Source organism: Algihabitans albus, from assembly GCF_003572205.1.
GTDB lineage: Bacteria > Pseudomonadota > Alphaproteobacteria > Kiloniellales > DSM-21159 > Algihabitans > Algihabitans albus.
The window spans coordinates 15,986-28,271 of the sequence record NZ_QXNY01000011.1; the positions used below are offsets into that span (position 1 = coordinate 15,986).

The window sequence follows — 12,286 nt, forward strand, 5'->3', positions numbered from 1 at the left end:
CCTCCTCAGCCTGTCGAAAGCTTAAGCGCTGCCCGGCCGGCCGGCAGCGGCTTGCTCGGAAGAGCCGTCATGTCGGGCGACCAGCCATCGCTCAGTTCGCGATAGATATCGAGTAACTGGCGGTCCAGGTCCTTTCGATTGAATTCCGTCTCCACCCTGTGGCGACCGGCGGCACCCCAGGCAGCAATCATCTCACGCGACGAGGCGACACGCAGGATCGCCGAGGCCAGAGCAGGGACGTCACGCTCGCGTACCAGCCAACCGCTGCGGCCATGCTCGACCAGTTCTGGGATCCCCGCGTGCTGCGTTGAGACAACGACCAGACCACGTGCCATGGCTTCCATCATGGAGACGGGAATACCCTCACGCTCCCCGCTGCTGGTCGTGTAGCTGGGATGCAGAAAGACTTCCGCCTGGGACAACTCTTCGGCGACACGAGACTGATCGACGGCGCCGAGGAAGCGCACCTCTCGTTCGAGACCGAGCTGACCGGCGAGGGTTCGCAGCTCCGCCTCCATCGGCCCGCCACCCACAATCGTAAAGGTGAAAGCGAAATCCGGCCGCTGCCGTCGTACTTCAGCCAAGGCGGCCAACGCATCCTGCACACCTTTGCGCGGCGCCAGACGGCATACCGTGACGAGGCGCAGCGGTTCGCCGGCGCCTGCCAAACGGGGGGTGAAGGCATAGCGACCGCAGTCGATGCCGACATGATGGACACGGACCCGGGCCTCCGGAAACCCGAGACGCATCAACTCTTCCGCCCAGAAGTTGCTGATCGGAAGGTTCAGGTCGCCGCGTTCGGCGAGATATCGCAGAGGGCGAGGACCGTAGGTGTCGTCGGCTCCATGCAGGGTGGTCACCAATGGCCCCTGGAGAAAGCCCCGCTCCCGAAGGTAGGCCGCACGCACGCCGCCGTCCCCGAAATGCGCATGAATGACATCGAAACGCGGATCGGCCGGCAGGTCGCCGGTCACGCTGTAGAGCAGGTCCAGGCCAAGAGCCGCCCGTCCCAGCTTGCCGGCATTGCAGGCGGAGGCCCAATGGCGGGCCCGCCGCAGCGCGCGCGGGCGCGACAGACGGCGGGGGAGCTGCAGCAGGCGACCCGCGTAACCCTGCGGGCGATCCAGATAATAGGTGCGATCCTGAAGCCGATGCTCCGCGACTTCGGGATGAGTCAAGCTGTCAGGTCTCGGGCGGTGCGCGATCACCTGCACCTCCACTCCCGCTCGCAAGAGGGCCAGCACGTGATTGAGAACGAAAGTCTCTGAGAGAGCGGGGAAATCGCCGGCGACGATCGCAACACGCATGGCTAGGGCCCCGTCACTTCTGACAGCGGCTCCTGCGCCGTCGCGGGGCGCAGGGTGCGGCTTTCGATCGCCCGGCGGTAGATCTCCCGATACCTCTCCGCCAATCCACCGCGCCCATCGGCCGGTGCCGCGGTCCGCGCACCTTGCACCAGGACACGGCGCAGATCGGCGTTTCGTGCAAAGTCACCGAGGGCGCAGGCAAATTCGGCAGGGTCGTCCGGATCGAACAGAAGCCCGTCGGTCCCGTGGCGAACGATCTCGGCAAGGCCCCCACGTCGCGCCGCCAGAACGGGCCGGCCCCACCAGTGGGCCTCGCGGGCCACCATCCCCAGAGGCTCGTGCCAAATGGAGGGCACGACCAGCGCGTCGATCATGGGATAGAACGACTTGGCGTCGACCCAGCCGAGAAATTCGACCGGCAGACCGGCGGCCTGCTGCTTCAGGTCCGCTTCAAGATCCGCGTTGCCCGTGCCACCGATCACAAGTCGCGCGGAGTCCGCATCCAGCCTGCGCATCGCCTCGATCAGGCGATCGATGCCTTTCGTCGGATGAAGCCGGCCGATATAGCCGAAAGTGACGGGATCCGGGCGCTGGCGCGGAGCGCCTTCCGACGGCAGGGGGAGGTGCTGCGGAACGCCCTCCAGATGCCAGGTCCGGACGATCGCCTGCTCTTCAGAGTTCTGGAAATAGCCGTTCTCGAGATGCTGTTCGAGCACGTGCTGCGAGAGACCGACGACGCTGTGAGCTGTCTGGGACCCGGCCCTGCGAAGCGTGGTGCCGACACGGCAGTCGCCGCACTGACCCGAGCAGGGCCGCCCGCCCCGGAACATCGTGCCACGCAGGCAGACAAGTCCGTAGTCCTGGATCGTATGCACCAAGGGCAGACCGCGCGCGGCAGCAGCGGCCATCGCCTGCGGTCCGAAACCCGTGAGGTTGCTTGTGTGCACGACGTCGGGCTGCAGCTTGTCCATCAACTCGCCGAGGCGGCGGCGCGCCAGCAGATTGACCTCACCAAGCAGATACCAGGCCGCCCTCCGCCAGCGGACACGCCGCGTTGTGAGGAGGTCGTTGCCCAGCGGATGCCCAGAGACGAACTCCGCAGACAAGCCGCTCGGCCGTTCCAGACGCCATGCGCCGTCTGCGGCGAGGGCCGCGACCGTGACCTCGCAATCCAGCTCCAGCAGACCCTCTGCCAAGGCCTCGACCATGATCTCGGCACCGCCAAGAACCTCGGGAGGAAACAGATTCGAGATCAGCAAGACACGCATGAGAGCCTTTCGCTCGGTCGCTGCGGAGCGGATTGTGCGGTCGGCGTTAAGTTCGATGCGAGGGACCGGTGCCCAGCTAGCCGGTCGTGGATTTAGTCTGCCGACACCCGCAATGCTGCGCTGCAATCATGGCTGCGATCATGCTGTGGCCGCCGTGGAACCCCGGCCGCCCCACAACGATCACACGCAAGAGACCCTCAGGACCGCAGGTGGGTCGAAGACGGTTGAGGGGACGACGAGAGTACGCGTCGCTGCGCGCCCCTGAGGCGCATGGGCGGCAGGGCGCGGTAGGCCACCGGCGACACGAAAGCGACCGCAAAAGCGGCCAGTAGGCGAGCGGCGCGCAGCGGATCGAGCTCTCCGTGGCGAACGGCGGCGCCGATCGCCGTCAGAGCCGAAAGGGGCCGATCCCGGGCCAGCAGCGGCGCACGCCGTGCCCGGAAGGCTCGGTAAGCCGCAGGTGAGATCAGGGAGCGGACACTCTCAAGCCACTCCAGGCTGGCTTGCGGATCGGGGCGACGCGAGATCCGGGCGCCAGCGTGATCGTCGCGATAGATGACCAGCGGCTCCGGCAGAAAAACGAAAGCGACGCCTGCCGCGGCGAGCCGAATAACGAAATCCCAATCCTGATGTGCCGCCAGCTCCGGGCGAAAGCTGATTTCCGCCGCGAGCTTGCGCGGCAAGAGAAGGCTGCTGGTCTGCATCCAGCCGCCGCGTCGCCAGAGATAGTCGCCAACATCTTCCTCGGCGCCGATCCCCTGCGCCGGCAGGCGGATTTCGCCCGCTCGACCGCGCACCTGCAGGGCGCAGTACACCAGGGTACGCTGCCAGTCGGCAGAACCGGCCAGAGCCGCAACCTGACACTCCAGCTTCTTCGGATGCCAAAGGTCGTCGTCATCCAGGAAGGCGACCAGATCGCCGGTCGCGCTGGCGACGCCCAGATTGCGTGTCCCGCCCCCGCCCAGCGACCGGTCGTTTCTAATCAAATGGACCCGAGGATCATCGCCGACGGCCGAGCGTGTGGCATCCGGATCTCGCGAAGCGTCGTCGACGACAATGACTTCTGACACCGGGTGACTTTGCCGCAGCACGCTGGCAACCGCCTCAGCCAGACAATCGGGCCGGTCCCGCGTTGGAATCACGACGCTTACCCTTGGCCAGCTCACGTCAGCCTCCTTTCCGTCTCAGAGCGACCCGTTCGAGACCGCAATTTGTTCTCCGCAGTTCCAGTGCCTGACCTGCGCGGTACCCTAGGTTGAGAGTGGCGATGGTTTGAGGACACATATCTCTCCGTAAACCCTGTGTGACCGAGGTGGCGCTAAATGATGAAATCGAACTGGTCGTCCTTCCTGCGAAGTTCGGCCCGCACGACCTTCGCCGGGCTGGTCGTCAGCCTCCTACCCGTCTCATTAACGGCAACGGCCCAGACCGGCTCGCCGGCGCCCGGCCAGCCGGTTTCCGTTCTCGACTTTGGCGCGATACCTGGCGACGGGCAGGATGACAGTGCCGCTTTTCAAAGTGCTCTGGATGCTGCTCCGACGAATGGTCTGGTCGTGGTTCCTGCGGGCACCTATGAACTCGACAGCACCGTGACAGTCGCGAACCGGCACCTCCAGGGATTGGGCATGCCAGCTCTGCTCTGCAGGATGGCCGACACCTGCGTCGAGATCGGCGGATGGCAGGGCAACCGACAGCAAGACGGTTCGGCCAGCAAGCTGTTCGGCTCGCGGTTCGAGCGCTTCAGATTGGTCGGGGGGAACGACCAGCTTCGGCGAGCGGTGAGAGTGAGCATGGGCGACTACCCGCGACTGGAGCGTCTGCTGATCCAGGATATCGCGGGCGACTGTCTGCTGGTTCAACCCCGCCGTGCCTTCTCCTGGGTCGAGAATCTGCTGGTCCGCGACGTGAAGTGCGACGGGACGGGAGGCGACGGCTTTATCGTACGCGTGCCGCAGGATGCCGACCAAACCTTCATCAACGAGACCATCTGGTCGAATATCGAAACCCGGTCCGTCGCGGGACGGGCTTTCGTCATCCACAATCCCTCCAACATCGGCGGTGGCGAGGCCAAGATCAGCAAACTGCAAATCGAATACAGCGAATTCGACAGCATCGGCAGCTCCGATGCCCCCATCGTTAGCCTGGAAACGGAGAACGATGGCCTGATCGAGTTCGTTCTGTTCCATTGGGTGACGATCGAAAGCACCAGTGGCAGCCGCACCGGCCCCTGTATCGATGCGGATTCCAGTAACGGCGGACTGATCGAGCGGATCTTTGTGGAGGGCTCGATCTGTTTCGGAGCCGGCTCGGGCGTGCAAGCCCCCGAAAGCGGCACCATCTCGGTAGAAAGCTCCGCTGGATTTTAAGTCCGAGTCGCTAAAGCTCCTCGAGATTCCAGATCGGAGTCGCTAAAGCTCCTCCGGGCGAAGGTCGCGATCGAGTTTGCGGGCGACGACGTAGGCCTCCGCGTTCATGCGATCGCCCTTCTGCCCGAGGGAATGCACCGAGACGGCAAAGCCGGCCGCGCGGGCCAGGCCTTGAACGAGATTAAGCGTGGTGCCCTCCTGCTGATCCGTCGCTGCCTCGTCATCGGCCGAAGATCCGACGACCAGAACCAGCCAGCCAAAGGGTTTGAGGCACAGCCTCCAGGCCGCAAAGGCATCGGCGTCCAAGGGCACACCTACGCCCTGCCCGATCCAGATCGCATCGAAACCCTGTCGCGGCGCCGACGGCAAGAGCGGATCGCCGGCCACACCCCGGATCAGGTGACCGATACCCTGCGCTTCGGCGACGGCGCCCAGTTCGGCGAGCTGTTCGGACTCGGCACTGACCACCAGCACCGGGGTGATGAACCCCCGGGCCAGCGCCAGTGGTACTTCAAAGGGCTTTGCACCGACATGCAGCAAGCGCGGACGCGCCGGCAATCCCCTCAAACCGCGCACCATCTTCTCGTATTCGGCACGGCGCATGGATGTGACCGGAGAGTCGGCCCTGTAAGCTTCGGCCGGAACGCCAAGCGCTTTCACCTTGGCTTCGATTTCGGGATTTAGCATTTCGGCAGAAAGGGGCTCTATCGAGAGATTGCGAGACATTCTTGCATTGCTCCGCGTACGTAGAGGGGAAACCCGACGAACCTCACTTGTGTGCAGTCGAGCAATCGACGCCCGCTATCGCAAATGACGCCATCTCATCCAGGCGTGACGCAACCTCCCCCAACGATAGAGTAGTTTCTTGTTTAGGATGAAATCCTGTGTGAGGCCGTGTGGCGCGTCGAGAGACGAAATAGAGCATCGCGTAAGATAAATAAGAGGCGCCGTTGGGGCAAAATTGAGCAATTACCACTAACAATCGTACACATCCGAGAGTATTCGCCAAAAATTGCAAATTTCTTAGCGCGCCCTGTGATCTTTTAGAAAGCTAATTTTTTCTAGTTTTACGGGTGCCAAAAGACGCCGACAGATATGGCGTTGCCGCAGTCTCCCACGCACACCAGATGGCAGAGCGCTGGCTTCACTGCCCTACCATTCCTTGGGCCGAGCGCGATCACGTGTCGCCGTGGCCCCTGGCTGAACGGCAAAAGCAAGAAAGGAATCGGGGCATGACCACCCGGACCACCGGCTCGGCGGAGAAGGAAGCAGGAGACGCCATGGCGCGGGCGCGGGCAGTTCGCGACTGGCTATTGAACGAAGCGCGGTTCCTGGATGACCCGGACGAGGCAACGGAAGGGTTCGCCCAGCGTCTAATCGCCGCGGGCTTACCGCTCGACAGAATGGCCAGCGCCATGCCGACGCTCTATGCAGTGCGACGCGGTCTCGGTCGGATCTGGAGCCGCAAAGCCACCATCAAGGCGTTGGACTTCCCTTGGGACAACCAGGCGATCTACGAAGCCAGCCCCTACTATCAAGCTCACCTTACACGCCGGTGGGTAACCTTCCGTCTCGATGAGATCAGGGACGAAGCATACAACATCGTTCCCGAACTGCGTGCCGAGGGCTACCGCCACTACATCTGCATGCCGATTTTCTTTAGCGATGGCGCAGAAGGCGGAATCACCTTCGCCACGTGCAATCCGGACGGCTTCAGCGATGAAGACATCGCCATTTTACAAGCCATCGAACCCGAAATCGCCATCGTGTTGGATCTCAACCGCGCTCGGCGGCTGCTCCAGGAAACGCTCCGGATGTATGTCGGTGACGAACCCCATACCCGCATCCTGTCCGGCCAGGTTCGGCGAGGCGAGGTCCTGCACATTCGTTCCGCCATCCTCTTCACGGATATGCGCGGCTTCACCGCCCTGTCGGCGGCCATGAGCGCAGAGGACACGGTTGCGCTGCTCAATCGGTACTTCGACTGCGTCGTCCCGCCGATCGAACGGCGAGGCGGACAGGTTCTCAAGTACATCGGCGATGGCGTACTGGCGATTCACCGCGCCGGCGAGACGGAGCAGGCTGCGTGTATGGCGGCCCTCGAGTCGGCCAAGGACATCATCGCGCGGGTCGCCGAGGACTGCGCGGGCGCGCGCGACGGACAGCGCTTCGGGATCAAGATCGGACTGCACTACGGCGAAGTCGCCTATGGCAACATCGGATCGGGTGCACGGCTCGATTACACCGTCGTCGGCAGCGATGTGAACATCGCGAGCCGATTGGCCGATTTGGCCGGTCGGCTCGATCGCCAGCTCCTGGTTTCCTCGAGCTTCGTGGAGATGTTGCCGAACCGCCCCTTCCAGAGCCTTGGGCAGCACGCGCTCCGGGGTGTTGCGAGCCCACAGTCGGTTCTCGAACCGGCCGGCTAGAGCCTGTTGAGATCGTATGGACTCGCTTCGCGGTTCCGCCGATCTCAAGAAACAGACTCTACCACTTTGAATCGAGACTGGATTTAACGGAATCGCCGGACCCAATACGTGGGTCCGACTGATCACTACCTGGTCTAGTCCACCGGTTGCGCATCTTCCAAGCGCAGATTGAAAGCCAGCGAAATGCGCTCCGCGTCACCTGCGTAGGGATGCACCCAGTGTCGCAGCCAAGACGGAAAGATCAGCAGACCGCCATTAATCGGCGGCAAGGCGAAGATATTGCCGAAAAGGGCGCCACCACGCCCCGGCAAGCGTACTGGCCGATCGGGATCCACACCCGGGGGCTCGGCGCCCATGGCACCGCGTGGGTCGACGAATTCGATCCAGCCCGACTGCGGTGGTGCATCGGGATCGATCTCGCCCGCATCCACGTAATAGACTGCAGAAAGATGCCAGCCCGGATGATCGTGGATTTTATTGTAGTTGCCGCGGCGGGTCACGTTGGCCCAGGCCTGCATCGTCACCTCGGCGCGCAATTTGCGCGCATGGGCCATAGGTGCGGCCACAGCCAAAGCGGCTTGCTGCACGGTCTCGGCCAGTTCGTCGATCTCGGCCAGCCCCCAATCCAGCAGATCGGCCCGCGAGTGCCAGCCGCCGGCATTCGAGCGCGCAACGCCGCCCATCGCCGTCTCGCGCTCGAGTACGGTGGCACGGATCGCCGGATTGAGACGCGCGGCCGCCGGTACGGAGAACTGGCCGATCGGCGTTGCGAAGACCGGCATCAAGCTGGCTGCCGCCTTGGGCGGCGAGGTGGTCTGCGTCATGGCGGGGTTTCTCCGAGGCCAGATTTCTCCGGGCGAAAGTCGTCCGCACCATCTCCGCGCACCGCACGCCGGTCAAGCGGCCGAAGCGCTGCGCCGTCGCAGCCAAGGACCTCTCGAACGTCCTGGCCAGAGCCACTCCGTCATGCCGGCTATGCCCTCACTTCGGATGCGTCCTGTTCAGCTTGATCTATACTTGACGGACAAGATCATAACGCGAGGGAGGGGTAGCATGCTGCAAGCAGCGGAAAAAAGGAGCGGCGTCAGCGCCGCCGCGGAAACCGAACGAGTCTCGATCTATCAGCCCGAACAGGCTGGTTTGGCCTTTCCGCAGGTCCCGGTGTTCGACGATCCGGCGGCGGAACGGCAACACCGAAAGGAGCGGCTGGTCGCAGCTTGCCGTGCCTTTTCGCTGCAAGGCTTCGACTACGGTTTCGCAGGCCATATCTCGGTTCGCGATCCGGAGCACCCACACCTCTATTGGACCAATCCGATGGCGGTGCACTTCAACCAAGTCAAGCTCTCCAACCTGGTCCTGGCGGACCATGAAGGAACCGTGGTCGAGGGCCGACACGCGCTTAACCGGGCCGGCTTCGTACTGCACGCAGCCATCCACGAGGCTCAACCCGACATCGTCGCCGTATGCCATGCCCACACCCTCTACGGCACGGCCTTCGCCGCACTCGGCAAACCGCTGGCACCGATCAGCCAAGATGCCTGCGCGTTCTTCGATGACCACAAGGTCGTTGCCGACGAGGCAGGCGCCGTCACGGTAAAGGACGGCTCCGGCAACGGAATCGCCGAGGCTTTCGCGAACGTGCGTGCCGTGATCCACCAGAACCACGGCTTGCTGACCGCCAGTCGCCATTCCGTCGACGATGCGGCCTTCTGGTTCATCGCACTGGAGCGCTGCTGCCAACAGCAGCTCGCCGTCGAGGCCACGGGCCAGGTTTCAAAGCTGGTCGCGCCGGAGCGTGCGCGCCACAGCCGCGAGCATGTCGGCAACGATTTCATTGGCTGGCTGCATTTCCAAACCATCTGGTCGGATCTGCAGAACAGCCAGCCCGATATGTTTGACTGAGTCCGCTACATCCGTTTGGGCCAGGCCCTCGAAGGCCCGGACTGCCACCCGCCGGAACGCCATCCGAACGACTGCCACCGACAGAGACGTCCCACCAAAAGAGGAGTCGAAGAAATAAAATGCAACCATAGCTACTATCTATATAGCGGCGTTTTTATAAAACTCCCATATAGATGAAGAGGACTCTCCGGATTTCCGATCCCGGGAGTCGGTCGCAGGGAGGGATCGGCATGACATCAGCAGCCTTGGTCGGCCTCTACGAGGACCTCCGCGACCTACCGTGGGAGTCGCTGAGCCTGGATGGCACCGGTGACGCCTTTCCCTACCGGCTTGTCGGCCGCCTGGCCGAAAAACAGATAACGATCATGGTGGATGACGATCCGCGGGCCGAGAACCGTCGCTGGGTCGTGGAAATCGGAACCCTTGGAGGCGACAAGCCGCAACGGGGATCCGAATTTCATCTTTTTGAAGGCGATCCTTCTCTGATCGACTATCTGCAACGCTTCAGCGGCAGTTAGAGTCAAGATCTGCCTTGATGTTCCAAACAGCGTATCCGTTTCCGCATCCGCTGGAGCGGACGGCCAGCGGCCGGCGTCATTAACCTCTCGCTAACCCGGATGTCGCAGCTTGGTGCGGTGTTGCTTGGAGGCCACCGAAGCATGAGTGCTGAACTCCCGACCGCGGGACGTCCCGCCGGCTCAGATCGCACGGCCGTAGAACGCCGCCGCACTCTGCGAGTTGAAGCGAAAGACGTCGAGGTGATCCTTCAGATCGGTACCGAGCGTCTGATCGGCGACGTTCTCGACGTTTCGCGCGGCGGGTTGCGCATCAAGGCAAAGTGCCCGCCTATTATCGGCGACAGATTGACCGTCCGCCATGCGGCGGCCGGCACGCTTAGCGGCGTGTGCGTACGCCAAAACGCCGACGAGATTGCCATCGCCTTCGATCCCGCAGAGAGCGAGGTGGAGCGCACGCTCCAGTGTCTTGCCTTGCTTCTGGACCAGACTCCCGCCGAAGCGCTTGCGGACGCCGCCTCGAAGACCGAGGCCGCTGAGCCCTAGACCAGATACTTTGTGCAGGTCGCCGAAGCGATCCGACGCTACCGCAGGCCGTTCAGCCAGTCGGAAATCAAACGGCGCGCTATGGAGTCGGTACGCGGCAAGCGGAAGCTGTCGTTTTCGGGTGACGCCTCAAGCTCTTTGCGGCTGAACCAGGCCGCACTCTCCAACTCATGAGGATCGATCCGCAATCTGTCCGCGTCGGCCACGGCATAGAAACCGAGCATGAGCGAGGAGGGAAAAGGCCAGGGCTGACTGGAGTGATAAGCCACGTCGCGCACTCTTAATCCCACTTCCTCATGGACCTCGCGCACCACCGTGTCTTCAAGACTCTCGCCCGGCTCGACGAAACCAGCCAGCGTCGAGTGCATCCCAGCCGGAAAGCGTGCCTGCCGGCCGAGAACGCAGCGATCGCCGCCGTCGTGCACCAGCATGATCACCGCCGGATCGGTGCGCGGGAAGTGGAGTGCCCCGCAATCCGGCGTCTGGCAACGGCGGAGATGACCGCCTTGTTCCGAGCGAGTCGCTCCGCCGCAGAGCCCACAGAAACGATGCCGCCCGTGCCAATGGACCAGCGCGCGCGCGTGCGCCAGGATCGCACCCTCATCGCGTGGCAGCAGCGGGCCGATGCGCCGCAGATCGGCGAAGTCGCCCAATCCGGCCAAGGCCGGTGCATGATCCGGCGTGTTCAGGTGGCCGAGGTCGAGGGCGAAGTGCGCGACACCATCGCGGAGGCCGAGAAAACTGGTCTCCGCACCGCTTGCCAACAAGGCTTCGGCGCGATCAGCCGGGAGAAAGATCGCAGAGGCTGCGCCTTGCCCATCTTCGCGGAAGAGATGGCGATCCCGCCAGACCGGCACGAAGCAGCTTGCAGCATCCGCCAGAACACCGGCCAACCAGCCCTCGTCACGACGGAGCTGTTCAACCCTGTCCAAAGGGCCGGACGCATAAACATTCGGAGCAAGCGCTCTTGGTGCGGGCAACAACATGGCCGCGAAAGTGGCACAGCGGCTTGCACCAGGCAACGCGGCGGCCGAGACTGGATGCATTATGGAAATAAATTGGACGCGACGGAGCTTCTTGAGTGCTGCGGCCGCGGGCTTGGCCCTGCCGTCCTTCGCCAAGGTTTCGACCGCCGGAGCGTCACCGGTCTTCCCCGCGGACTATCGCTTGCGCTTTGCCGCGGAAGCGGCCGGTCGTCCGGCCGGGGAGCATTGCATCACGGTCGAGCGCGATGCCCGGACCGCGCGTCTTCTGGTCCGCAACGAGAGTCGGCTGCTGCTGCCACAGCGACTGCCGTCCGGCGCCCTGACCGAGCCCCTGGCCTTCGAGCACTTGGCCGAAGAAACCTGGGCGGAGGGATGGCTACAAGGTCTGGTCAGCGACAGCCGCATTGGCAGGCAGCGCCATCACGTTCGGGCTTGGCGGCAGGACCAGGTCTTACGGGGCACACGCGATGGTCGCAGCTTTTCCATCTCGGGCTATCTGATGACGACCTCCGGCTGGCACCGCGACACGCCGAAGGCTGAAGGTCTGGTCGATGCCGTCGACGGCAGGCTTAAGCGCGTGCACGGCCTGAAGCAAAGATCGGAGCCGGTGCCGACCGGCTGGGGCCCGGTCGAGACGACGCGCTGGACGCTCATCGGCGAGATCGAACGCGACTTCTGGTACGACGGCACGGGCCGCCTGATCCGCTTCGCCCTGCCGGCTCCCTCGGGCATAGCCGTGACGGCGACGGCGGCAGAGCAAAGATAGCCCGATGGGCGTGCCGTCTTCGCAGACGACCTCATAGAGCCTCTTGCCGCCAGGGGCAGGCAGTCTGATATAGTCGCGTCGTGAGGCTGGCGGCGGACGGTCGCCTCGCCAACCCGGTCAGGTCCGGAAGGAAGCAGCCGTAACGAGTTTCCGGCCGGGTCGCCGACCAGTCTCACACCTCAATCCCTGCCAGCCACCGTT

General features: G+C 63.7%; 12 protein-coding genes and 1 other RNA gene. 7 read left to right on the forward strand and 6 right to left on the reverse strand.

The features are described from left to right. Positions 1-5 precede the first annotated feature (5 nt). From DBZ32_RS21240 to DBZ32_RS21250, 3 genes are all read right to left on the reverse strand, one after another. Positions 6-1,307 (reverse strand): glycosyltransferase, encoded by a 1,302-nt coding sequence (locus tag DBZ32_RS21240; protein WP_119169281.1) that lies wholly within the window; start codon positions 1,305-1,307, stop codon positions 6-8. Between the two features lie 2 nt (positions 1,308-1,309). Further along, positions 1,310-2,575: a glycosyltransferase family 4 protein gene (locus tag DBZ32_RS21245; protein ID WP_119169282.1), complete on the reverse strand. Its 1,266-nt coding sequence runs from the start codon at positions 2,573-2,575 to the stop codon at positions 1,310-1,312. Positions 2,576-2,772: 197 nt separating this feature from the next. Then, on the reverse strand, positions 2,773-3,741 hold the full coding sequence (locus DBZ32_RS21250) for a glycosyltransferase family 2 protein (RefSeq protein ID WP_119169283.1): 969 nt from the start codon (positions 3,739-3,741) through the stop codon (positions 2,773-2,775). A 156-nt stretch (positions 3,742-3,897) separates the two neighbouring features. Between DBZ32_RS21250 and DBZ32_RS21255 the strand changes: the two genes are divergently transcribed. Then, positions 3,898-4,941 (forward strand): glycosyl hydrolase family 28-related protein, encoded by a 1,044-nt coding sequence (locus DBZ32_RS21255; protein ID WP_119169284.1) that lies wholly within the window; start codon positions 3,898-3,900, stop codon positions 4,939-4,941. Between the two features lie 42 nt (positions 4,942-4,983). Here DBZ32_RS21255 and DBZ32_RS21260 read toward each other — a convergent pair whose 3' ends face one another. Continuing rightward, the gene (locus DBZ32_RS21260) at positions 4,984-5,667 is read right to left on the reverse strand and encodes a hypothetical protein (protein ID WP_162906898.1); all 684 of its coding nucleotides are present in this window, start codon (positions 5,665-5,667) and stop codon (positions 4,984-4,986) included. 506 nt (positions 5,668-6,173) lie between these two features. Here DBZ32_RS21260 and DBZ32_RS21265 point away from each other — a divergent pair. Beyond that, on the forward strand, positions 6,174-7,370 hold the full coding sequence (locus DBZ32_RS21265; protein ID WP_162906899.1) for an adenylate/guanylate cyclase domain-containing protein: 1,197 nt from the start codon (positions 6,174-6,176) through the stop codon (positions 7,368-7,370). A 134-nt stretch (positions 7,371-7,504) separates the two neighbouring features. On the opposite strand, the gene DBZ32_RS21270 is transcribed toward DBZ32_RS21265, so the two are convergent. Beyond that, the gene (locus DBZ32_RS21270) at positions 7,505-8,194 is read right to left on the reverse strand and encodes a 2OG-Fe(II) oxygenase family protein (protein ID WP_119169287.1); all 690 of its coding nucleotides are present in this window, start codon (positions 8,192-8,194) and stop codon (positions 7,505-7,507) included. Between the two features lie 229 nt (positions 8,195-8,423). Here DBZ32_RS21270 and DBZ32_RS21275 point away from each other — a divergent pair, with 229 nt between their 5' ends. From DBZ32_RS21275 to DBZ32_RS21285, 3 genes are all read left to right on the forward strand, one after another. Next, positions 8,424-9,272 (forward strand): class II aldolase/adducin family protein, encoded by an 849-nt coding sequence (locus DBZ32_RS21275; RefSeq protein ID WP_119169288.1) that lies wholly within the window; start codon positions 8,424-8,426, stop codon positions 9,270-9,272. Positions 9,273-9,502: 230 nt separating this feature from the next. Next, positions 9,503-9,790, forward strand: a complete 288-nt coding sequence (locus DBZ32_RS21280) for a hypothetical protein (protein ID WP_119169289.1) — start codon at positions 9,503-9,505, stop codon at positions 9,788-9,790. A 141-nt stretch (positions 9,791-9,931) separates the two neighbouring features. Next, entirely contained in the window at positions 9,932-10,333 is a 402-nt protein-coding gene (locus DBZ32_RS21285) for a PilZ domain-containing protein (protein WP_162906900.1), read from the forward strand. 38 nt (positions 10,334-10,371) lie between these two features. On the opposite strand, the gene nudC is transcribed toward DBZ32_RS21285, so the two are convergent. After that, positions 10,372-11,226, reverse strand: a complete 855-nt coding sequence (gene nudC, locus DBZ32_RS21290; RefSeq protein WP_235830299.1) for an NAD(+) diphosphatase — start codon at positions 11,224-11,226, stop codon at positions 10,372-10,374. A 184-nt stretch (positions 11,227-11,410) separates the two neighbouring features. Here nudC and DBZ32_RS21295 point away from each other — a divergent pair, with 184 nt between their 5' ends. Continuing rightward, complete coding sequence (locus tag DBZ32_RS21295; RefSeq protein ID WP_162906901.1) at positions 11,411-12,085, forward strand: DUF6134 family protein; 675 nt, start codon at positions 11,411-11,413, stop codon at positions 12,083-12,085. Between the two features lie 81 nt (positions 12,086-12,166). Then, an RNA gene (ffs, locus tag DBZ32_RS21300) (signal recognition particle sRNA small type) lies at positions 12,167-12,263 on the forward strand. Positions 12,264-12,286 lie beyond the last annotated feature (23 nt).